This window comes from Massilia sp. 9096 (genome assembly GCF_000745265.1).
In the GTDB taxonomy this organism is placed as follows: domain Bacteria; phylum Pseudomonadota; class Gammaproteobacteria; order Burkholderiales; family Burkholderiaceae_D; genus Telluria.
This window is the reverse complement of the sequence record NZ_JQNN01000001.1, coordinates 4,885,841-4,906,729: the sequence shown is the minus strand read 5'-3', so window position 1 is coordinate 4,906,729 and position 20,889 is coordinate 4,885,841. Positions and strand designations below refer to the sequence as shown.

The 20,889-nt window shown below is 65.5% G+C and carries 19 protein-coding genes and 1 pseudogene; 2 read left to right on the top strand and 18 right to left on the bottom strand.

Annotated features, from left to right (window positions below; all coding sequences use genetic code 11):
- Nucleotides 1-21: 21 nt before the first annotated feature.
- The 10 genes from ssuC to FA90_RS21275 all read right to left on the bottom strand — a co-directional run bounded on the left by ssuC (nt 22) and on the right by FA90_RS21275 (nt 9,297).
- Complete coding sequence (gene ssuC / locus FA90_RS21320; protein WP_036172384.1) at nt 22-813, bottom strand: aliphatic sulfonate ABC transporter permease SsuC; 792 nt, start codon at nt 811-813, stop codon at nt 22-24.
- A complete protein-coding gene (ssuD, locus tag FA90_RS21315; RefSeq protein ID WP_036172382.1) occupies nt 813-1,985 on the bottom strand; it encodes an FMNH2-dependent alkanesulfonate monooxygenase in 1,173 nt (390 codons plus the stop codon). Before ssuD ends, ssuC begins: the two co-directional genes overlap by 1 nt.
- Nucleotides 1,986-1,989: 4 nt before the next feature.
- A complete protein-coding gene (locus FA90_RS21310; protein WP_156116795.1) occupies nt 1,990-3,024 on the bottom strand; it encodes a sulfonate ABC transporter substrate-binding protein in 1,035 nt (344 codons plus the stop codon).
- A gap of 44 nt (nt 3,025-3,068) precedes the next feature.
- On the bottom strand, nt 3,069-3,665 hold the full coding sequence (gene ssuE / locus FA90_RS21305; RefSeq protein ID WP_036172380.1) for an NADPH-dependent FMN reductase: 597 nt from the start codon (nt 3,663-3,665) through the stop codon (nt 3,069-3,071).
- Nucleotides 3,666-3,797: 132 nt separating this feature from the next.
- The gene (locus FA90_RS21300) at nt 3,798-5,105 is read right to left on the bottom strand and encodes a lipoprotein-releasing ABC transporter permease subunit (RefSeq protein ID WP_156116794.1); all 1,308 of its coding nucleotides are present in this window, start codon (nt 5,103-5,105) and stop codon (nt 3,798-3,800) included.
- 37 nt (nt 5,106-5,142) lie between these two features.
- Nucleotides 5,143-5,832 carry an NnrU family protein gene (locus FA90_RS21295; protein ID WP_036172377.1) on the bottom strand — a complete coding sequence of 230 codons (690 nt, stop codon included), beginning with the start codon at nt 5,830-5,832 and terminating at the stop codon, nt 5,143-5,145.
- An 84-nt stretch (nt 5,833-5,916) separates the two neighbouring features.
- Complete coding sequence (gene nudB / locus FA90_RS21290) at nt 5,917-6,372, bottom strand: dihydroneopterin triphosphate diphosphatase (protein WP_036172375.1); 456 nt, start codon at nt 6,370-6,372, stop codon at nt 5,917-5,919.
- An 89-nt stretch (nt 6,373-6,461) separates the two neighbouring features.
- On the bottom strand, nt 6,462-8,255 hold the full coding sequence (gene aspS, locus FA90_RS21285; protein ID WP_197065335.1) for an aspartate--tRNA ligase: 1,794 nt from the start codon (nt 8,253-8,255) through the stop codon (nt 6,462-6,464).
- Between the two features lie 73 nt (nt 8,256-8,328).
- Nucleotides 8,329-8,949, bottom strand: a complete 621-nt coding sequence (locus tag FA90_RS21280) for a DUF502 domain-containing protein (protein ID WP_036172370.1) — start codon at nt 8,947-8,949, stop codon at nt 8,329-8,331.
- Between the two features lie 6 nt (nt 8,950-8,955).
- Complete coding sequence (locus tag FA90_RS21275; RefSeq protein ID WP_036172368.1) at nt 8,956-9,297, bottom strand: FmdB family zinc ribbon protein; 342 nt, start codon at nt 9,295-9,297, stop codon at nt 8,956-8,958.
- Nucleotides 9,298-9,792: 495 nt separating this feature from the next.
- Between FA90_RS21275 and FA90_RS21270 the strand changes: the two genes are divergently transcribed.
- The gene (locus FA90_RS21270; RefSeq protein ID WP_156116793.1) at nt 9,793-10,362 is read left to right on the top strand and encodes a hypothetical protein; all 570 of its coding nucleotides are present in this window, start codon (nt 9,793-9,795) and stop codon (nt 10,360-10,362) included.
- A 13-nt stretch (nt 10,363-10,375) separates the two neighbouring features.
- Here FA90_RS21270 and FA90_RS21265 read toward each other — a convergent pair whose 3' ends face one another.
- From FA90_RS21265 to ubiE, 5 genes and pseudogenes are all read right to left on the bottom strand, one after another.
- The gene (locus FA90_RS21265) at nt 10,376-10,981 is read right to left on the bottom strand and encodes a methyltransferase domain-containing protein (RefSeq protein WP_036172364.1); all 606 of its coding nucleotides are present in this window, start codon (nt 10,979-10,981) and stop codon (nt 10,376-10,378) included.
- A complete protein-coding gene (ubiB, locus tag FA90_RS21260) occupies nt 10,971-12,542 on the bottom strand; it encodes a ubiquinone biosynthesis regulatory protein kinase UbiB (protein WP_036172362.1) in 1,572 nt (523 codons plus the stop codon). Before ubiB ends, FA90_RS21265 begins: the two co-directional genes overlap by 11 nt.
- 170 nt (nt 12,543-12,712) lie before the next feature.
- Nucleotides 12,713-13,321, bottom strand: a pseudogene (locus FA90_RS21255) (SCP2 domain-containing protein); the annotation flags it as partial.
- A 116-nt stretch (nt 13,322-13,437) separates the two neighbouring features.
- The gene (locus FA90_RS21250) at nt 13,438-14,403 is read right to left on the bottom strand and encodes a Tim44 domain-containing protein (protein ID WP_036176637.1); all 966 of its coding nucleotides are present in this window, start codon (nt 14,401-14,403) and stop codon (nt 13,438-13,440) included.
- A 10-nt stretch (nt 14,404-14,413) separates the two neighbouring features.
- Nucleotides 14,414-15,148, bottom strand: a complete 735-nt coding sequence (ubiE, locus tag FA90_RS21245) for a bifunctional demethylmenaquinone methyltransferase/2-methoxy-6-polyprenyl-1,4-benzoquinol methylase UbiE (protein ID WP_036172360.1) — start codon at nt 15,146-15,148, stop codon at nt 14,414-14,416.
- A 257-nt stretch (nt 15,149-15,405) separates the two neighbouring features.
- Here ubiE and FA90_RS21240 point away from each other — a divergent pair, with 257 nt between their 5' ends.
- Nucleotides 15,406-15,612, top strand: a complete 207-nt coding sequence (locus FA90_RS21240) for a cold-shock protein (protein ID WP_036172358.1) — start codon at nt 15,406-15,408, stop codon at nt 15,610-15,612.
- 116 nt (nt 15,613-15,728) lie between these two features.
- Here FA90_RS21240 and FA90_RS21235 read toward each other — a convergent pair whose 3' ends face one another.
- The 3 genes from FA90_RS21235 to FA90_RS21225 are packed head-to-tail and all read right to left on the bottom strand — an operon-like array spanning nt 15,729 to nt 20,673.
- Nucleotides 15,729-16,154, bottom strand: a complete 426-nt coding sequence (locus tag FA90_RS21235; protein WP_036172357.1) for a gamma-butyrobetaine hydroxylase-like domain-containing protein — start codon at nt 16,152-16,154, stop codon at nt 15,729-15,731.
- Nucleotides 16,155-16,201: 47 nt separating this feature from the next.
- Nucleotides 16,202-16,666 carry an HIT family protein gene (locus FA90_RS21230; protein ID WP_036172355.1) on the bottom strand — a complete coding sequence of 155 codons (465 nt, stop codon included), beginning with the start codon at nt 16,664-16,666 and terminating at the stop codon, nt 16,202-16,204.
- The gene (locus FA90_RS21225; protein ID WP_036172353.1) at nt 16,663-20,673 is read right to left on the bottom strand and encodes an FAD/FMN-binding oxidoreductase; all 4,011 of its coding nucleotides are present in this window, start codon (nt 20,671-20,673) and stop codon (nt 16,663-16,665) included. The genes FA90_RS21230 and FA90_RS21225 overlap by 4 nt, the downstream gene beginning before the upstream one ends.
- Nucleotides 20,674-20,889 lie beyond the last annotated feature (216 nt).

Below are 20,889 nucleotides of genomic sequence, written 5' to 3'. Positions count from 1 at the left end.
GTATCTCAACAATAGGGCGGCTCAGCGATACGCCGGATTCCAGCGCAGGAAATGACGCTCCATGCCGCGCGCCGACCAGTCCGCCGCTTTGCCCAGCAGCGCGTACAGCAGCACGCCCACCAGCACCACGTCGGTCTGCAGGAATTCGCGCGCATTCATGGTCATGTAGCCGATCCCGGCCTGGGCCGAGATGGTTTCGGCGACGATCAGGAGCACCCACACCAGGCCGAGCGCGAAGCGCACGCCGACCAGGATCGAGGGCAGCGCCCCCGGCAGGATCACGTCGCGGTACAGCGCCCAGCCGGACAGGCCGTAGCTGCGCGCCATCTCGATCAGGCCGGCGTCGACCGAGCGGATGCCGTGGAAGGTATTCAGGTACACCGGGAAGAACACGCCGACCGACAGCAGGAACAGTTTCGCCGCCTCGTCGATGCCGAACCACAGGATCACCAGCGGGATCAGCGCCAGCGCCGGGATGTTGCGGATCATCTGCAGCGTGGTGTCGAGCAGCGTCGCCGCGCGCCGGCTGCTGCCGTTCAACAGGCCGAGCAGCAGGCCGAAGCCGGCGCCCAGCCCGAACCCGGCGGCGGCGCGCCACAGGCTCACGCGCAAATGGGTCCACAGCTCGCCCGACAGCGTCAGGTCCCAGAAGGCTTTGGCCACGGCCCACGGTTCGGGCAGGATGCGGCTGGACAGCCAGCCGATCTGCGCGGTGGTCTGCCAGACCGCGACCAGCAGCAGCGGCAGCGCCCAGGGGGCGAGCGCCGCGCCGATGGCATGCGTCCTGGTCGCGGAGGAGCGCGGGGCCGCCATCAGGCCGCCTTCTGCTCTGCCGCCTTGGGCAGGCCGGGTTTCGGGACGATATCGACCGCCATCACCTCGCCGAATGGCCCGCTCAGCGAATGCTCGCCCTGCTCTTTCCCTTTGCCCAGCAGCGGGAACACCAGCTCGGCGAAGCGGTACGACTCTTCCAGGTGCGGATAGCCGGACAGGATGAAGGTCTCGATGCCGAGGTCCTGGTACTCGCGCATGCGCGCCGCGACCGTCTCCGGGTCGCCGACGAGCGCGGTGCCGGCGCCGCCGCGCACCAGGCCGACGCCGGCCCACAGGTTGGGCGAGACTTCCAGCTGGTCACGCCGGCCGCCGTGCAGGGCCGCCATGCGCTGCTGGCCGACCGAGTCCATCCTGGCGAACGCCGCCTGCGCCTTGGCGATGGTGGCGTCGTCCAGGTGGCTGATCAGCTTGTCGGCGGCGCGCCAGGCTTCCTCGCTGGTCTCGCGCACGATCACGTGCAGGCGGATGCCGAATTTCACCTTGCGGCCGTGCCTGGCGGCGCGCGCGCGGATGTCGGCGATCTTTTCGGCGACCGCGCCCGGCGGCTCGCCCCAGGTCAGGTACACGTCCATCTGCTCGGCCGCCAGTTCGTGCGCGGCTTCGGACGAGCCGCCGAAGTACAGCGGCGGATAGGGTTTCTGCACCGGCGGGTACAGCGTGCGCGTGCCCTTCACGGTCAGGTGCTTGCCTTCGTAATGAAACCCCTTGTCGTCGGCTTCGAAGGCGCCGCGCCAGATACGGATGAATTCGTCGGAGATTTCATAGCGTTCGGCGTGGTCGGCGAACAGGCCGTCGGCCTCGAGTTCGCTCTGGTCGCCGCCGGTGACGACGTTGATCAGGAGGCGCCCGTTGGACAGGCGGTCGAACGTCGAGGCCATGCGCACCGCCAGGCCCGGCGTAGACAGGCCGGGACGCACCGCGACCAGGAATTTCAGCTTGCGCGTGGCCGAGATCAGGCTCGAGGCCACGACCCAGGCATCCTCGCAGGAACGCCCGGTCGGCAGCAGGACGCCGTCGTAGCCGAGCGTGTCGGCGGCCACGGCGATCTGGCGCATGTAGTCGGCGTCGACGGCGCGCGCGCCCTGGCTGGTGCCGAGATAGCGGCTGTCGCCGTGGGTGGGGATGAACCAGAAGACGTTCGGGTTGCTCATGGGATTATTCCTTGGCCAGGGTCAGGTTGACGAGTTGCGGCGGCGGCGCGATATCGCGCACGGCGATCGGTTTCGGGATCAGTTTCAGGTTGTGGAAGGCGTCGGCGATCTTCTGCTGCGCGGCCAGCACTTCGGGGGTAATGGTCCTGACGCCGTAGGCATAGCGCCCGGCCGCCAGCGCGACCACCTCCGGCGGCAGCGCGGTCTGCGCGCTCAGGATCGCCGACACGTCCCGCGGGTGGGCGGCGCCCCAGGCATCGACCTTGGCCAGCTCGTCGAGCACGATGCGCACGACGTCCGGATGCTGCTCGGCGAACGGGCGCGCGGCCAGGTAGAACTGGTGGTTGGCGACCAGGCCCTGCCCGGTGACCAGCACGCGCGCGCCCAGCTGCTTCTCGGCCGCGGCCAGGAACGGGTCCCAGATCACCCAGGCGTCGACCGCGCCGCGCTCGAAGGCGGCGCGCGCATCGGCCGGGGGCAGGTAGACCGGCTGGACCGCGCGGTAGTCGATGTTGGCCTTTTCCAGCGCCTTCACCAGCAGGAAGTGCACGTTCGAGCCCTTGTTCAGGACGATCTTCTTGCCCTTCAGGTCGGCCAGGCTGCGCACCGTGGAGTTTTTCGGCACCACGATCGCCTCGGAATTGGGCGACGGCGGCTCGTTGCCGATGTAGACCATGTTGGCGCCGGCGGCCTGGGCGAAGATCGGCGGGGCTTCGCCCACGGTGCCGATGTCGATGCTGCCGACGTTCAGGCCTTCGAGCAGCTGCGGGCCGGCCGGGAACTCGGTCCACTTGACCTCGATGTTTTTCGCGGCCAGGCGCTGGTCCAGCGCGCCGCGGCCCTTCAGCAGGGTGAAGGTGCCGTATTTCTGGTAGCCGATGCGCAGTTCCTGCAAGGGCTCGGCGGCCTGCGCCTGCGGCAGGCCGGCCGTCGCGGCGAAGGCGCCGGCGGCGCTGGCGAACAGCAGCCCGAGGGTGCGGCGGCGCTGGCGTGCATGCTCGAGAGCGTCGGCGGTGGGGTCGGCGATGGGGGCGGTCATGGAGCGTCCTTTGTCGTTGTTATGATCGGGCGATTCAAGGCAACCTAGGCCGCCAGCGCGGCCGGCGTGGCGCGGCTGTCGATGGCGGCCGGCTTGCGCGGCAGCGTCTGCAGCGCGTGCTCCAGCTGCTCGATGCCGGCGTCGATGCGCGCGGCGATCGGCGCGGCCGGGTTCAAGCCGCGTTCGGGGTGCCAGGGCAGCTGGTCGGACGTCGCGTAGATGCTCGGCAGGATGTGGCGCGGCGACAGCGACGCCAGCACGGGGCGCAGCGCATAGTCGAGCGCCAGCATGTGCGACTGGCCGCCGCCGGTGGCCAGCGGCAGCACGATCTTGCCGGCCAGGCCGTCTTGCGGCAGCAGGTCGAGGAAGGTTTTCAGCAGGCCGCTGTAGGCTGCCTTGTAGACGGGGGTGCCGATGACGACCGCATCGGCATCCAGCACCCGCGCGGCGGCGGCGGCGATGGCGGGATCGCCGATGTCGGCGCGCAGCAGCGCCAGTGCGGGCAGGTCACGGACTTGCAGCGCATGGATTTGATGCGCGGTGCGCTGGCCCGGCGCGGCGAGGCGCTCGCCGAGCAGCTGCAGCAGGCGCCAGCTGCTCGAAGGCGCCGATGGGCTTCCGCCCAGCAATAAGACATTCATGGTGGGTTCCGTTCATGGCAGACCCCAACAGGCTAACGTCGGGGTCGCGGAACCGGAACGAATGCTTTTGCGCTTGCTTATGTCAAAACTGTTAAAACATTCGGCGCATATCGATGTGCAAATAGTTCAACTTTATTCGTAGCGCAGGGCCTCGGCCGGCGCCAGCCGCGCGGCCGACCAGCTCGGGTACAGCGTCGCCACGAAGGCCAGCAGCACCGCCACGCCGCCGATCTGGGCGACGTCGCTCCACTCCAGCTCGGACGGCATCTCGCCGATGAAATAGATGTCCTTGTCGAGGAAGTGCACGCCGAACACGTGCTCGATGGCGGGCACGATCACGTCGACGTTGAGCGCCACCACGACCCCCAGGCCGATGCCGATCAGGGTGCCGAGCAAACCGACCAGCGTGCCCTGCACCATGAAGATCTTCATGATCGAGCCCGGCGACGCGCCCAGCGTACGCAGGATCGCGACTTCGGCCTGCTTGTCGCGCACCGTCATGACCAGCGTCGACACCAGGTTGAACGCGGCCACCGCGATGATCATCGCCAGGATAATGAACATCATGTGCTTTTGCGATTGCACGGCGGCGAACCAGATCGCGTTCACCTGCGACCAGTCGCGCATGTACAGGTCGCCCGTCATGCCCTGCTTGAGCTCCACCGCCACGCGCGGTGCGGCGTAGATGTCGGCCAGGCGCAGGCGCAGGCCGGACGGCGCCGGCACGTCGGCCAGGCGCTCGCCGTCTTCCAGGCTGACGAAGGCCAGCGTGGAGTCGAACTGGAAGTGCCCGGCCTCGAAGATGCCCGCCACCCGGAACGCATGTGGCTTGGGCATGATGCCGGTGCCATTGCCGCTCGAGGTGCCAGTACTGGTGACGCCGCCCTGCCCGGCCGGCGCCGGCGCGGCCGTCAGCAGCGTCACCGAATCGCCGACCGACAGCCCGAGCGCCTGCGCCAGCGCGCTGCCCAGCACGATCGTCGACGAGCCGGGCTGCAAGGCGTCGAAGCTGCCCTGCTTCATCTGGCGCGCGACGTCGGACACCTGGCCTTCCATGGCGGGCAGCACGCCGCGCACGACCGCCGGCTTCATGACGTCCTCGTTGACCAGCATGCCTTGCGTCTCGACGAAAGGCGCGGTGCCGCGCACCTGCGGATTGCGGCGCGCTTCCTGCGCTTTCGCCTGCCAGTCCGGCATGCTGCCGCGCGCGTCGAAGATCTCGATGTGCGCGACCACCGACAGCATGCGTTCGGTGACTTTTTTCTCGAAGCCGTTCATCACGGACAGCACCACGATCAGCGCGGCCACGCCGAGCGCGATGCCGGCCACGGAAATCAGCGAAATGAAGGAGATGAAGCTGTTGCGGCTGCTGCGCTTGCCGGCGCGGGTGTAGCGCAGGCCGATCAGCCATTCGTAAGGTAGATTTTGCATGGTGCGCAGCTTACCTCAACTCCGGCTCGACAGGGTTCACCCCTGCTTAAACAAGCCAGCGCCAGATCCCCGCCGCCCAGCCGGCCAGCGGGATGTGCGCCCAGGTCGCCACGAGCCAGACCACGACGCCGCCGCCGAGCGCGTGCCCGCCAAAGCCTGTGAGCCGCGCGCGCTGTTGCACGATCGCCGCGAACGGCCAGTAGCTGGTGCGGCTTTCCCACGCGGGCCAGCCATGCGGGTCGAGCCGCGCCTTCTTGCGGTCCTGCAGCGCCGCCCCTACCAGCGACAGCACGATGATCGCGCATGCGACAATGATGTTCTTGGTCACCGGGTAGACCATGATGTGCACGCCGCCCCAGATCGCGAACGCCCATAACATCGGGTGGCGCGTGACGCCGTACACGCCGCGCGCCTCGGCCGTGGCGGCATTCGATGCGCCGGGCATGGCCGGGTTGCGCACCATCGACCCCATCAGCAGGATCGCCGCGATCAGCATCAGCACGCTCGCCAGCGCCCACAAGCCATCGCCGACCTGCCACAGTGGCGGCGTGGCCGGCGCTTTCGGGTAAGCCCAGGCGGTGATGCCCAGCGTGATGAACGCCACCGCCGAATACAGGCCGAGGAAGCCCTTTTCGCCGATGGCTTTGACAAGCGGCTGGCGCAGAGGATGCGACAGGATGAAATGCGTGCCCACGAATGCGCCGGCGCCGGCCAGCACTGTCATCGAATTCGCCATGCGACCCTCCTTTTATGAGACGGTGCTCATCATTGAGCAGCAGCGTAGCAGAAAAGGGTGTCGAAAAGATTATGTGGGGTGGATTTAGCGCTCGCCGACGTGACGCGGCAATTGCAGAATCGCTTCCGCGTTCGAGCTGGAAAAGCAGCGGTCGGCCGCCTCCAGCAGCGGCAGCCAGGCATGCTGGACGTGCTCGCGCGGCGACAGGGTGATCGGGATAGCGCGCGGCACGCACACCGAAAACACGTGCTCGGTATTGTGGATGACCCCGGGCGCATAGCGATGGCGCCAGGTTTCGTAGATTTCGTAGATGTTGGACAGGTGCCAGTCCACGAGCTGGATGCGCTCGCCATCGGCAACGATGCCGGTCTCCTCGAACAGCTCGCGCCGCGCGGTTTCCAGCAGCGGCTCGTCCAAAGCATCCAGCGACCCCGTCACCGATTGCCAGAAGCCGGGCCGGTCGGCGCGTTCGATCAGCAGCACCTGCAAATCGGCAGTGTGGATCACGACGAGGACGGATTCGGGGATCTTGTAGGGCATGCCGATATTGTAGCGTCAAACAAGAAAAAGGCCGGAGCCCCCGCCTTGCGGCGAAGAGTCCGGCCTTCGTGCGAATGAAACGCGGATGCTTACGCGACCTTCGCCTCGTTGCGCAGGCGGATATGCAGCTCTTTGAGCTGCTTCTCGTCGACTTCCGACGGCGCGTTGGTCAGCAGATCCTGGGCGCGCTGGGTCTTCGGGAAGGCGATCACGTCGCGGATCGACTCGGAGCCCGTCATCAGCGTGATCAGGCGGTCCAGGCCGAAGGCCAGGCCACCGTGCGGCGGCGCGCCGTACTGCAGCGCGTCGAGCAGGAAGCCGAACTTCAGCTGGGCTTCCTCGGCGTCGATCTTCAGCGCGCGGAACACCTTGCTCTGCACTTCTTCGCGGTGGATACGGATCGAACCGCCGCCCAGTTCCCAGCCGTTCAAGACCATGTCGTAGGCCTTGGCGACGCAGGCGCCCGGGTTGGTCTCGAGCATGTTTTCGTGGCCGTCCTTCGGTGCGGTGAACGGATGGTGGGTCGCGTTCCAGCGGTCGCCTTCCTCGTCGTACTCGAACATCGGGAAGTCGATGACCCACAGCGGCGCCCAGCGGTCTTCGAACAGGCCGGCTTTCTTGCCGAATTCCGAGTGGCCGATCTTCACGCGCAGTGCGCCCAGGGCATCGTTGACCACCTTGGCCTTGTCGGCGCCAAAGAAGATCAGGTCGCCGTCTTCGGCGCCGGTCAGTTCCAGCACCTTGGCCAGCACCTCGTCCGAGATGTTCTTGACGATCGGCGACTGCAGGCCGTCACGGCCCTTGGCCTTCTCGTTGACCTTGATGTAGGCCAGGCCCTTGGCGCCGTAGATGCCGACGAACTGGGTGTAGGCGTCGATTTCCGAGCGCGGCATCGAACCGCCCTGCGGCACGCGCAGGCCGACCACGCGGCCGTTCGGCAGGTTGGCGGCCGAGTTGAACACCTTGAACTCGACCGTCTTCATCAGTTCGGTCAGTTCGGTGAACTGCAGCTTGACGCGCATGTCTGGCTTGTCCGAGCCGTAGGAGCCCATCGCGGTGGCGAAGTCCATCACCGGGAACGGGTTCGGCAGATCGATGCCGGCGGCGTTCTTGAAGACGACGCGCATCATGTCTTCGAACAGGTCACGGATTTCCTGCTCGGTCAGGAACGAGGTCTCGCAGTCGATCTGGGTGAATTCCGGCTGGCGGTCGGCGCGCAGGTCTTCGTCGCGGAAGCACTTGGTGATCTGGTAGTAACGGTCGAAGTTGGCGACCATCAGCAGCTGCTTGAACAGCTGCGGCGACTGCGGCAGCGCGAAGAAGTTGCCCGGGTTGACGCGCGACGGCACCAGGTAGTCGCGTGCGCCTTCCGGCGTCGACTTGGTCAGCATCGGGGTCTCGATGTCGATGAAGCCCAGGTTGTCCAGGTACTTGCGCACTTCCATCGACACTTTGTAACGCAGGCGCAGGTTGTGCTGCATCTGGCCGCGGCGCAGGTCGAGCACGCGGTGGGTCAGGCGGGTGGTTTCCGACAGGTTGTCGTCGTCCAGCTGGAAAGGCACCGGCACCGACGCGTTCAGCACTTCGACTTGCGAGGCGTTGATCTCGATCTTGCCCGACTTCAGGTTGGCGTTGGCGGTGCCCTCCAGGCGGTTGGTCACGGTGCCGACGATGCGCAGGCAGTATTCGTTGCGCACGTGCTCGGCCGCCTTGAAGACTTCCGCATTGTCGGGGTGGCAGACCACCTGCACGATGCCTTCACGGTCGCGCAGGTCGATGAAGATGACCCCGCCGTGGTCGCGGCGGCGATGCACCCAGCCGCACAGGCTGACGGTTTGGCCCAGCAGCTCTTCGGTCACGAGGCCGCAGTAGTTCGTACGCATGGAGGACATAATTTTTCGATCCAGGTTGGTTGATTCCGTGACCTGCTTATCCAGCAGGCCTTTGATTTTATTACTAATCTGCGGTGACGGCGGGCGCGGCGACTGCGCCCTCGACGGCGGGCGGCGGCGCCACCACACCCATCGAGACGATGTACTTCAGGGCCGCGTCGACGCTCATGTCCAGTTCCACGACCCGGCTGCGTTCCATCATCAGGAAGAAGCCGGAGGTCGGGTTGGGGGTGGTCGGCACGTACACGCTCACGTAGTCGCCCACCAGGTGGTTCTTCACGTCGCCGCCCGGCACGCCGGTCAGGAAGGCGATCGTGTAGGAATTCTCGTGCGGGTACGGGATCAGCACGGCCTTGCGGAACGCATTGCCCGACGACGAGAACAGGGTGTCGGACACCTGCTTGACGCTGCCGTAGATCGAGTTCACCACCGGGATGCGGTTCAGCAGCCGTTCCCACATGCGCACGAACCACTTGCCGACCAGGTTGTTGGTCAGCAGGCCGGTCACGAACACGATCGCCAGCGTGATGATCGCGCCGAGACCCGGAATGTAGGTGCGCGGCTGCCATTGCTCAGGCACCAGCACCAGCGACTGGTCGAGCGTGCCTATCACGAAGTTGAGCACCCAGGCGGTGATCGCCAGGGGCACCAGGACCAGCGCGCCGGTGATGAAATATTTACGCATCGCGGCTCAGCTGCTGCTGCCGTCCTTCGACGGCGTGGCCGCCGGGGCGGGCGTAGCGGCGGCTGGCGTGGCAGACGAGGACGCAGGCGCGCTCGCGCCGGCGCCTTCGGAAGCAGGCTTGCTGCCGCCATCGGCCGACGGCGCCGCCCCGGTCGCCGGGGCCTGTCCACCGCGGAAGTCGGTCACGTACCAGCCGCTGCCCTTGAGCTGGAAGCCGGCGGCCGTGACTTGCTTCTTGAACGATGACTTGCCGCACGACGGGCACACGGTCAGAACCGGGTCGGACATCTTTTGCAGTACATCCTTGGCAAAACCGCATTCATCGCAGCGGTAGGCGTAAATCGGCATCTGAATACTCCGCAAAAATCATCAAAACCCTGGATTATAAAGCTTTTGCGCAGGGATTTGCCCTTTCGTCAGTATGCCGTCTAAGCCAGGGCTTCAGCGAACCCGGGCCTGGAGACTGACGGTGTTGTTTTTATTCAGCACAAACCAATATCCGTTTGCCGAACATCAACATACCTGTTTTAATAGCAGCCCTCGGCACTAGCGTTTTCGACTACTGCCGAATGACAAGAAACAGAAGTTTGCGTGGATGCCGATTCGTCGCCGTTTGCCGCCAAGCCGTACAAGAACACTGCAAATCAAAGGCCCGCTCGCGGGCCTTTTTCTTTTGGCGCGTCGGTTCAGGCTTGCGTGCCCCACGCATCGTGGCCGCGCTCCACTTGCAGGTCGACGCCGTTGCCGGCAATGAAGCTCTTGAAAGCCTGGGTGAGCTTGCGTGTTTCGAGAATGACGTAGACTGGGCGTGGCCCTGGTTGTTACTTCGGATAAGGAATGTGCGTGAAATCGATTCGATCTGCATTGCTTGCTCTCATCGTGTGCACGACCTGCGCATTGACCGCACGCGGTGCCGACGAAGCCAGGTCACCGGCCGAGCGCGACGGCTCGCTGATCAATGCCTTTCAAGTCATGTGCACCCTCCAGACGCCCGACTTCGATCACCTGTCCGGCCAGGCAGGCGCGATGCGCATGAAAATGCTTGGTGACGATACAAGTACGACCCCGACCGGCGAAACTATCCATGAGAAAGCGTGGTTCGGCATGCTGACCACGGGGTCGTTCGCGCTTCGTACCGAGCAGATGCGCGGGATCAAAGGCGTCTCGACCTCGTGCGCGATTGAAGGCTCCGTAGCGGACGTGGCGGCGTTTCGCGACGCAGCGATCAAGACACTCCGGCTGGGACCCAGCTCGGAGCAAAGAACAGCCGAAGGAGTACACGCGACCTATTGGGACGGCTATGGCGGTGAAGGCGATACGCTGGTACTGAGCGATATGGAGCGCCCTGCTGGCCACTTCATGCAGGTCAAGCTGCTCAACATGGTCAAGGCCGCGTCCGCAGCCTCTCATTAAGACGCCCGGACGGTCAGCGCCGGCGCCACACCATCCAGCGTTCCTTGCCCAGGAAGACCGGAATCGAATCCTCGACCGCCTCGTCGGCGATGCATTCGAAACCGGGCGCGAGCAGCGCGTCGAGCTGGTCGCGCTCGATGCCGAACGGCGGTCCCTTGGGCAGGTCGTCGAAGTAAAAGTAGCCGGCCAGCAGGCCGCCGGGCGCCAGCAGCCGTTCCCAGCGCGCTGTCACCTCGGGCCAGCGCGCGCGCGGGAGCGCGCACAGGAAGGCTTGCTCGATCACGACGTCGAGCGGGCGCGGCGGCTGGTAGTCGAAGAAATCGGCTTCGAGCACGCGCTCCGCCCACGGCCCCGCCAGCGCCTTCGCGCGCGCGACCGCGACCGGGGAAAAATCGATGGCGGTGGCGTCCCAGCCGGCTTCGCACATCAGGGTCAGCTCGTAGGCCGAGCCGGCCCCGGGCGCAAGCGCGGTCAGCGGCCGGACCGCGCCGTGCACGAAGCGGCGCAGGGCCGCCGGCGCCCCACCCCGGTCCCAGGGCGTGAAGCGCTTTTCGAAGCGTTCGTCCCAGAACTGCGGCGCAAGCGGATCGCGGCTGGCGAAGTCGGCGCTAGAAACCACCGAGGTGGCCGAAGTGCATGCCCAGCGCGAATACGCCGAGGGCGGCGCCCACGCCGCCGACACAGGCGATCGTGATCAGCAGCCGGTTGGTCTGGCGCTGGTACTGCACCATCTGGGCCATCAGGTCGCCCATGTCGAGGTCGCTGTAAGCGCGCTTTTGCAGCACCGCGTGTGCCAGGCGCGGCAGCTGCGGAAGGATCTGGCCGAAGCGCGGCGCCTCATCCTTCAGGCGGTCCCACATGCCGCGCCAGCCGATCTGCTCGGCGACCCAGCGCTCCAGGTAAGGTTTCGCCGTCTTCCACAGGTCGAGGTCGGGGTCGAGCTGGCGGCCCAGGCCCTCGATGTTGAGCATGGTCTTTTGCAGCAGAACCAGCTGCGGCTGGACTTCGACGTTGAAGCGGCGCGAGGTCTGGAACAGGCGCAGCAGCACCTGGCCGAACGAGATGTCCTTCAGCGGGCGGTCGAAGATCGGCTCGCAGGTGGCGCGCACCGCGGCTTCCAGCTCGTCGACGCGGGTTTCCTTGGGCGCCCAGCCGGACTCGATGTGGGCCTCGGCCACGCGCTTGTAGTCGCGCCGGAAGAAGGCCAGGAAGTTCTGCGCCAGGTAATCCTTGTCGTAGTCGGTCAGCGTGCCGACGATGCCGAAGTCGAGCGCGATGTAGCGCCCGAAGGTGGCCGGTTCGACCGAAACCAGGATGTTGCCAGGGTGCATGTCGGCGTGGAAGAAGCCGTCGCGGAACACCTGGGTGAAGAAGATCTCGACGCCGTCGCTCGACAGCTTCTTCATGTCGACGCCGGCCGCGATCAGGCGGTCGGTCTGCGAGATCGGGATGCCGATCATGCGCTCCATCACGATCACGCTGCTGGAGCAGTAATCCCAGTGCATCTCCGGCACCATCAGCAGCGTCGAGTTGGCGAAGTTACGGCGCAGCTGGCTGGCGTTGGCGGCTTCGCGCATCAGGTCGAGTTCGTCGTGCAGGTACTTGTCGAACTCGGCGACGACTTCCTTCGGCTTCAGGCGGCGGCTGTCCGGCCACACTTTCTCGATCAGGCCGGCGGCCATCTGCATCAGCGCCAGGTCTTCGTCGATCGTGCTCTTCATGCCCGGACGCAGCACCTTGACCGCGACCTCCTTGCCGTTCTTGAGCGTGGCGAAGTGAACCTGGGCGATCGAGGCCGAGGCCACCGGGGTGCGTTCGAAGCTGGCGAACAGCTGGTCCGGCGGCGCGCCGAGGGAGCGCGTGATCTGGGCGATGGCCAGCTCGGAATCGAAGGGCGGGACGCGGTCCTGCAGCAGCGACAGTTCGGCGACGATGTCCTCGGGCATCAGGTCGGGACGTGTCGACAGCACCTGGCCGAACTTCACGAAGATCGGGCCCAGCTCTTCCAGCGCCAGGCGCAGGCGGATCGCGCGCGGCGAGGTAATGCGGCGCCAGAAGAACGCGGTGTTGATCAGGCGCGCCGTGCGCGGCACGTGCAGGCCGGACATCGCGATTTCATCCAGGCCGTAGCGGATCGCCACGGTCAGGATCTTCAGCAAACGCAAGAATTTCAGGATCATCAGCTATCGGCGGTGTGGTCGGGTGGTGCGGGTTGGGCGGTCGGCAGCGGGATCACCGCGTGCTCGGGCATGGGGACGACATCGACAGACGTCGGGCGGGCCGGCGCGGGTACGATCGCGGTGGTGGACGCCGGGGTGGGCACCGAAGCAGGACGTGCCGGCATCTGCGCCAGTTTCTGCTCCAGCTTGGCGATGCGCTTGGCGGCGCGTTCGACGTCGTCGCGCACACGGCTGACGTCGTCGGCGAAGCTCTCCACGCTGGTCGGGCGCACCAGCACGTGGCGTTCTTCGAGCAGGAATTCCGCGACGTTCTCGGCCAGGCGGCGCCCGGCGTTGGCCGCCCCTTCCACCGCGCCGCGCGCGCCGCCGGCCAGCCGGTTCGCTGCGATCGGGCCGAACAGGCGCTCGAGGTCATGCTCGGCATCCCAGCGCAGGCCTTTCGACAGCTGCGAGATCGTGTTGGCGAACTCGGCGTCGCCGTCGATGCGCACGTAGGAAAACGCGCGGTCGCGGTTCTGCAGGATCAGCGGCAGGTCGGACAGCTTGACGTGGATGGTGACGGCGGCGGTATCGTCGGCATCGGCCGCTTCCAGCATGCCGTCGCGTTCCACGCGCAGGCGCACCTGCAGGTGGCCGGTATCGATGACGGCGGTCTTGCCGGCATGGCGCATCAGCGTATCGCGCGCCCAGGCTTCCTGGGCCAGCAGGTGATTGATCGTGGCCACGGCCGGCGCCGACAGGCCGCGCTGCGGCAAGGCGAAAAGTGAGGTCGAAGACATGGTGGAGTCTCTACAAAATAAAACCGCCCGGGCTGCGGGCGGTTTCGATCTTACCAGTTCACCGGGGTAAAACCCGGCAGCACGGGATGCCGATGCAAAAAATTCTTGCAAAAGCGTTATGAAACTTGCTGGATGCCCGCGAGGACCCAGCCACCATTGCCGGCCAGCGGCTTGGACAGGTTCCACACCTCGACGTACGGCTCGGCCGGCGCGCCCGGGGCATTGCGGATCATGCCGTTGAACTGCACGCTGGCGAGGTAGTCGCGGTCGGTGGTTTCGATGCCCAGCAGTTGCGCCTCGATCGACACGACCTCGGTGTAGTCCTGCTGGTTGCCGCGTTCCTGGATCTGCAGCTGCAGCTCGGCGAACACCTCGGGCGCGGTGAACTCGCGCAGGTCGGCCAGGTCGCCACGGTCCCAGGCGGCCTGCATGCGGATGAACGAGCCTTTGGCATGGCGCAGGAAGGCTTCGGTGTCGAAGCCGGCCGGCACGCCCCAGGCCTGGTGCGGCTTGTCGAGCGTGGTCTGGCCCGGGAAGCCGGCCTGGAAACCACCAGCCTGCGTACCCTGGTAGCCGTTCGAGTAGCCGCCGTTCAGGCCGGAACCGATTTCCGGCGTGGCGCTGGCCGGCACCGGGTTCTGGTTGAAGCCGGTGAAGGCCGGGCTGGCCGGGGTCGCACGGCGGCGGAACATGCGCACGACGAACATCACGGCCAGCGCCAGCAGCACCAGCATCAGCAGCGAGGACAGCATGCCGGCGGCGGCGCCGCCGATGCCCATGTGCGAGAACAGCGCGCCCAGGCCGAGGCCGAGCAGTGCGCCGCCGAGGATGCCGCGCCACGGGCTAGGACGACGCGGCATTTGCTGCGGCGCCATCGGGGCCGGCGCCGGGCGCTGGTAGCCCTGCTGGTAACCGTTACTCGGCGCGTAAGGCGCCGGCGCCGGGGCCGGTGCGCGCATCCGGCTCACCGACGAGGACTGGCGACCGAACGACCGTCCGCCGCCGACCGGGCGCGCGAACGCATCCGCGACCATCGAGAATGCGGTCACGGCGATCATCATACTGGCCAAAAACTTCTTCATCGTGTTCACCCTAGAGTTTGATGCCGGTGTGCAGCGCCGCCACGCCGGCCGTCAGGTTGTAGTACTGCACGCGTTCCAGGCCCGCCGTCTCCATCATGGACTTGAGCGTGTCCTGGTCCGGATGCATGCGGATCGATTCGGCCAGGTAACGGTAGCTCTCGGCATCGTTGGCGATTTTCTTGCCCAGCCACGGCAGCACCGAAAACGAGTACACGTCGTACGGTTTCTGCAGCGGCGCGGCCACCTTCGAGAACTCCAGCACCAGCAACTTGCCACCCGGCTTGAGCACACGGCGCATTTCCGCCAGTGCCTGGTCCTTGTGCGTCATGTTGCGCAGGCCGAAGGCCACGCTGACCCGGTCGAAATAGTTGTCCGGGAAGGGCAACTTTTCCGCGTCACAGAGCAAGGTGGGGGTGACTAGACCTTTATTCAATAGACGGTCACGGCCGACGCGCAGCATCGACTCGTTGATGTCGGTGAGCCAGACCTCGCCGCTCGGGCCGGCCTGCTTGGCGAAGGCCTTGGACAGGTCGCCGGTGCCGCCAGCGATGTCGAGCACCTTGAAGCCGGGACGCACTCCCGCCTGGGCGATGGTGAAGGTCTTCCAGATGCGGTGCAGGCCGCCCGACATCAGGTCGTTCATCACGTCGTATTTCGATGCGACCGAGTGGAAAACCTTGGCGACCTCGTGGACCTTCTCGTCCTCGGAAACGGTCTTGTAGCCGAAATGGGTGGTGTTGGTCATGGTAGCAAGCTGTTTTGGTCTTGCCACATTATACAAGCCAGGGTATGGCTCATGCTTAATCGTGCAGTTTACCGAGGCAGGTCACGCTATTTGTAAAAGTGTGAAATTTATTCCACAAAGCGGCTTCAACTGTGCACCTGCTTAATAAAATCCTATCTATAATGATTTTCGCTTCTGCAGGGACGGCCAACGATCAGGACCGGCGCTGCGTGGAGGGGACCTTAAGTTCAAACAATCAATCTTCTTGAGAGATACAAATGGCAACTGGCATTGTGAAATGGTTCAACGACGCGAAGGGCTTCGGCTTCATCAAACCGGACAACGGCGGTGAAGACCTGTTCGCGCACTTCTCGGCAATCAATAGCCAAGGCTTCAAATCGCTGGCCGAAAACCAGCGCGTCAGCTTTGACATCACCACCGGCCCGAAGGGCAAGCAAGCCTCGAACATCCAGCCGCAGGCCTGAGCCGGCGCTGACGCAGCTTTCTTCAGACCGGTCGAACATCCGGATTCCCGAGGGAGCGTCCTCCGCAAGGAGACGCTCCCCGTTTCACGTTTACGCCTCTGCTTTTACGTCAAAGCTCACTTGCAGCCGCAGCTGCCGCTACCGCAACCGCCGCCCTTCTTGATGCCCAGGTCGGGAATCGGCTCGCGCCCGCTGTCGCCCTTGAAGCCGGCGGCTACCAGGCGGCCCAGGTAATCCTTCCACAGCCGGTCCTGGTCCTTGCCCAGTTTGTAGAGCGTGTCCCAGGTGTAGATGCCGGACTCGTGGCCATCGTTGAAGATCGGCTTGATGCCGTAGTTGCCGACCGGCTCGACGCCGTTGATGAGGACGTCGCGCTTGCCAAGCTGCAGCACTTCCTGGCCCGGGCCGTGGCCCTGCACTTCGGCCGACGGCGAATACACGCGCATCAGTTCAAACGGGATCGAGAAGGCGGCGCCGTCATCGAAAGCGATTTCGACGACTTTCGAATGGCGGCGGACGGTGAGTTCGGTAGGAGTGGGCATGGTGTTCCGTATGCGTTAGGGATAGCGGGATTTTACCGCGCGGGATTTTACCGCGCTGTGAATTGGCGTTCGATCGCCTGGGCCAGTTGCGGCAACAAGGCGCGGCGCGAGGCCAGCACGGCCGGATCGGCGGCGCGCATCGCCTGCGCCCATACCGGCGCCGGGAAGTGGGCGTCATCCGCGTAGCGCGGGATGACGTGCCAGTGCAGGTGCGGCACCACGTTGCCCAGGCTGGCCACGTTGACCTTCAGCGGCTGCATCGCGTCAACCACGGCCAGCTCGAGCTTGTAGACGGCGTCGTTGACCAGCAGGCGGTCCTCGTCGTCGAGGTCGCTCATCTCGCGCACGTGCGCGCGCCAGACCACGCGCGCGAAGCCGGGATAGTTGGGCTCGTCGACGAGGATCACGACGAACTTGTCGTGCTCGAACACGGCCTGGGCGCCCGATGGGATCGTGCCGGCGGCCAGGCCGCACAGCTCGCAGCCCGGCTCCGCCCGTGGCTGCAGCGTCATACCAGCACCCTTTCGATACCGCCGTTGTTGGCCTTGGCCACGTAATCCGGCATCCAGTTTTCGCCCAGCAGGTGCCGCGCCATCTCGACCACGATGTAGTCGGCGGTGGTGCCGGCGTCCTCGTTGTAGCGCGACAGGCCCTGCAGGCAGGACGGGCAGCTGGTCAGGATCTTGACCTCGCCCGTGAAGCCGTCGGCGCGCAGTTTATTTGCGCCCTTGTCCATCTCCTGCTCCTTGCGGAAGCGGACCTGGGTCGCGATGTCCGGACGGCTGACGGCGAAGGTGCCCGACTCGCCGCAGCAGCGGTCGTTCTTTTCGATCTTGACCTGGTCGACGGTCTGGATCAGCGCATTGACCGTCTTGGTCGACTCCTGCAGCTTCATCGGCGTGTGGCAGGGGTCGTGGTACATGTAGCGGGTACCGGTGACGCCTTCCAGCTTGACGCCCTTCTCGAGCAGGTACTCGTGGATGTCGATGATGCGGCAGCCCGGGAAGATCTTGTCGAACTCGTAGCCCGCCAGCGAGTCGTAGCAGGTGCCGCACGAGACCACGACCGTCTTGATGTCCAGGTAATTGAGCGTGTTGGCCATGCGGTGGAACAGCACGCGGTTATCGGTCACCATCTTGTCGGCCTTGTCGTACTGACCTGCTCCCCTTTGGGGGTAACCGCAGCATAAATAGCCCGGCGGCATCACGGTCTGCACGCCGACTTCCCACAGCATCGCCTGGGTCGCCAGGCCGACCTGCGAGAACAGGCGCTCCGAGCCGCAGCCCGGGAAGTAGAACACGGCCTCGGTGTCGGCGTTGGTGACCTTCGGGTTGCGGATGATCGGGATGACCTTGTCGTCTTCGATGTCGAGCAGCGCACGGGCCGTCTTCTTCGGCAGATTGCCCGGCATCTTCTTGTTGACGAAGTGGATCACCTGCTCGCGCACGGGCGCCTTGCCGGTGGTCGGCGGCGGGTTGTGCGACTGCTCCTTGGCCAGGCCTTTGAGCACGGCGTTGCCGAGGCGCTGGGCCTTGAAACCCAGGTCGACCATCGCCTTGCGCGTCAGGTTGATCGTGGTCGGATCGGTCGCGTTCAGGAAGAACATCGCGGCGCGGTTGCCCGGCTTGAAGCTGCGCTTGTCCATCTTGCGCAGCAGGTTACGCATGTTCATCGAGACGTTGCCGAAGTCGATGTTGACCGGGCACGGCGTCACGCACTTGTGGCACACGGTGCAGTGGTCCGACACGTCCTCGAATTCTTCCCAATGCCGGATCGACACGCCGCGGCGGGTCTGCTCTTCGTACAAAAAGGCTTCGATCAGCGCGGAGGTCGCGAGGATCTTGTCGCGCGGCGAGTACAGCAGATTCGACTGCGGCACGTGCGTCGTGCAGACCGGCTTGCACTTGCCGCAGCGCAGGCAGTCCTTGATGCTGTTGGCGATCTCGCCGATGTCGCTCTGCTGCATGATCAGCGATTCGTGGCCCATCAGGCCGAACGACGGCGTGTAGGCATTGCGCAGGTCGGCGTAGCCGCTTTCGCCGTTGAGCAGCTTGCCCTTGTTGAAGCGGTTTTCCGGGTCGACGCGCTTTTTGTAGTCGCGGAACTCGCGGATCTCGTCGTCGGTCAGGAACTCGAGCTTGGTGATGCCGATGCCGTGCTCGCCCGAGATCACGCCGTCCAGCGAACGGGCCAGCTTCATGATGCGCTCGACCGACTTGTGCGCATCCTGCAACATCGCGTAATCGTCCGAGTTCACCGGGATGTTGGTGTGGACGTTGCCGTCGCCGGCGTGCATGTGCAGCGCGACGAACACGCGCGAGCGCAGCACGCGGCCGTGGATCGCCGTGGCCTCATCCAGGATCGGCTGATAGGCCGCGCCGTTGAAGATCTGGCGCAGCGGCGCGCGGATGTCGTTCTTCCACGAGACGCGCACCGTGTGGTCCTGCACCACGTCGAATACGGTCGCCCGCGGCTGTTCCAGCAGGCGGCGCTCGAAGGTTTCGAGCATCCCGTCCAGGCCGAAGTCGGTCAGCTTGGACATGGCGTCCCGCAGCGGCTGGTCGAGGTTGGCCAGCAGCCAGCCCCAGCGCGCCGCGACCCTGGCCAGCAGCTCGTCGGCCTGCTGCGGAAGCTCGCCCAGGATCTCTTCCTTCGAGATGCCCTCGCCGGTCGCGTCGTCGGCCTTCATCACGTCGAGCGTGCCCGAGGTGATGTAGGCGTGCAGTTGTTCGACCAGCTGCAGCTTGTTCTTGATCGACAGCTCGATGTTGATGCGCTCGATGCCGTCGGTGTACTCGCCCATGCGGTTGAGCGGGATGACCACGTCCTCGTTGATCTTGAAGGCGTTGGTGTGGCGCGCGATCGCCGCGGTGCGCGCGCGGTCGAGCCAGAATTTCTTGCGCGCTTCCGGGCTGACGGCGACGAAGCCTTCGCCCACGCGCGTGTTCGCCAGGCGCACGACTTCCGACGCGGCCAGCGCCACGGCGTTCTCGTCGTCGCCGACGATGTCGCCGAACAGCGCCATCTTCGGCAGCGTGCCGCGCTTGGACTTGGTCGCGTAGCCGACCGCGCGCAGGTAGCGCTCATCCAGGTGCTCCAGGCCCGCCAGGCGCAGGCTCGCGAATTCCGGCTTGCCGTTTTTCGGCAGGCTATCGAGGTAATCCTTGATCTCGACGATCGACGGAATCGCGTCGCGTGCCTGGCCGAAGAACTCCAGCGCCACGGTGCGCGTGTGCTTCGGCATCTTGTGCAGGATCCAGCGGCTCGACGTGATCAAGCCGTCGGTGCCCTCTTTCTGGATGCCCGGCAGGCCGGCCAGGAACTTGTCGGTGACGTCCTTGCCCAGGCCCTCCTTGCGAAAGCGGCGGCCTTCGATTTCCAGCATCTCGGTGCGGAACGGCGCACCGCGCGGCGCGCCCTTTTCCGACGGATGCGTCCATTCGAGCTTGAAGATCGCGAGCGGGTCGTCGTGGATCTTGCCGAGGTTGTGCTTGATGCGCGTGACTTCGAGCCAGTCGCCGTTCGGGTCGACCATGCGCCAGGAAGCCAGGTTGTCGAGCGCGGTGCCCCACAGGACGGCCTTCTTGCCGCCGGCGTTCATGGCGATGTTGCCGCCGATGCAGGACGCATGCGCCGAGGTCGGGTCGACCGCGAACACGAAGCCGGCCTTCTCGGCGGCCTGCGAGACCTGCTGGGTGACCACGCCGGCGCCGGTGTAGATGGTCGCGTACTCGCGGTCCACGCCCGGCAGGTGCTGCATGTCGACCTGGCCCAGCGTGATCAGCTTTTCGGTGTTGATCACGGCCGACATCGGCGTCAGCGGGATCGCGCCGCCGGTGTAGCCGGTGCCGCCGCCGCGCGGGATGATGGTCAGTCCGAGCTCGATGCAGCCCTTGACCAGGCCGGCCATCTCGTCTTCCGTGTCCGGCACCAGCACCAGGAACGGGTACTCGACGCGCCAGTCGGTGGCGTCGGTGACGTGCGAGGTGCGGTGCATGCCGTCGAAGCGGATGTTGCGCTTGTCCGTGTAGCGACCCAGCACCGCGCGTGCGCGCTTGCGCAGGTCGTACATGTCGGAAAATTCGCGGCCAAAATCGTCGACCGCCTTGCGCGCCGCGACCAGCAGCTGCTCGACGGCGTGGCTGCGCGCGCTGGCGCTGGCCGGATCGTCACCCTCGCCCGCATCGACCGCCAGGCGGCGCTTGTCGACCTCGGCCAGGCGGTGATGCAGGGCCTCGATCAGCTTGGCGCGCCGCTTCGGGTTGTCCAGCATGTCGTCCTGCAGGTAGGGGTTGCGGCGCACCACCCAGATGTCGCCGAGCACCTCGTACAGCATGCGCGCCGAACGCCCGGTCTGGCGCGCGCCGCGCAGCGCATCGAGCAACTGCCACGAGGACTCGCCCAACAGGCGGATCACGATTTCGCGATCCGAGAACGATGTGTAGTTATAGGGGATTTCACGCAACCGGGCAGGCGCGTTTTCTTCGAGCAGGGCGTGGATATTGGCAGGGGCGTTCATGGGAGATCGGCTGACGAACTGACGCGTAGGACATCCATTCTAGCGTATTGCGGTTCACTACGCTGGCTCGCAGCCCATCCTGCCAAGCTCGACACCGCGACAAATCGCGGCGAACGACAATTTTCGTCGAATTTATTTTTGCCGAATAGAACTTTTTCCATCAAAAGATTGGCAGCGTGAAAACAGTGGCAACTTATCCACAGTGGCTGAGCCGAC

What these genes read in the sequence shown, in the direction of transcription:
- nudB (WP_036172375.1), bottom strand. Translation starts at nt 6,372, where the DNA reads ATGCCCTACAAGATCCCCGAATCCGTCCTCGTCGTGATCCACACTGCC.
- FA90_RS21225 (WP_036172353.1), bottom strand. Translation starts at nt 20,673, where the DNA reads ATGAACGCCCCTGCCAATATCCACGCCCTGCTCGAAGAAAACGCGCCT.
- ssuE (WP_036172380.1), bottom strand. Translation starts at nt 3,665, where the DNA reads ATGAATGTCTTATTGCTGGGCGGAAGCCCATCGGCGCCTTCGAGCAGC.
- ubiE (WP_036172360.1), bottom strand. Translation starts at nt 15,148, where the DNA reads ATGACCAACACCACCCATTTCGGCTACAAGACCGTTTCCGAGGACGAG.
- FA90_RS21230 (WP_036172355.1), bottom strand. Translation starts at nt 16,666, where the DNA reads ATGACGCTGCAGCCACGGGCGGAGCCGGGCTGCGAGCTGTGCGGCCTG.
- FA90_RS21310 (WP_156116795.1), bottom strand. Translation starts at nt 3,024, where the DNA reads ATGACCGCCCCCATCGCCGACCCCACCGCCGACGCTCTCGAGCATGCA.
- aspS (WP_197065335.1), bottom strand. Translation starts at nt 8,255, where the DNA reads ATGCGTACGAACTACTGCGGCCTCGTGACCGAAGAGCTGCTGGGCCAA.
- ssuC (WP_036172384.1), bottom strand. Translation starts at nt 813, where the DNA reads ATGGCGGCCCCGCGCTCCTCCGCGACCAGGACGCATGCCATCGGCGCG.
- FA90_RS21280 (WP_036172370.1), bottom strand. Translation starts at nt 8,949, where the DNA reads ATGCGTAAATATTTCATCACCGGCGCGCTGGTCCTGGTGCCCCTGGCG.
- ubiB (WP_036172362.1), bottom strand. Translation starts at nt 12,542, where the DNA reads ATGATCCTGAAATTCTTGCGTTTGCTGAAGATCCTGACCGTGGCGATC.
- FA90_RS21275 (WP_036172368.1), bottom strand. Translation starts at nt 9,297, where the DNA reads ATGCCGATTTACGCCTACCGCTGCGATGAATGCGGTTTTGCCAAGGAT.
- FA90_RS21240 (WP_036172358.1), top strand. Translation starts at nt 15,406, where the DNA reads ATGGCAACTGGCATTGTGAAATGGTTCAACGACGCGAAGGGCTTCGGC.
- FA90_RS21250 (WP_036176637.1), bottom strand. Translation starts at nt 14,403, where the DNA reads ATGAAGAAGTTTTTGGCCAGTATGATGATCGCCGTGACCGCATTCTCG.
- FA90_RS21295 (WP_036172377.1), bottom strand. Translation starts at nt 5,832, where the DNA reads ATGGCGAATTCGATGACAGTGCTGGCCGGCGCCGGCGCATTCGTGGGC.
- FA90_RS21235 (WP_036172357.1), bottom strand. Translation starts at nt 16,154, where the DNA reads ATGCCCACTCCTACCGAACTCACCGTCCGCCGCCATTCGAAAGTCGTC.
- ssuD (WP_036172382.1), bottom strand. Translation starts at nt 1,985, where the DNA reads ATGAGCAACCCGAACGTCTTCTGGTTCATCCCCACCCACGGCGACAGC.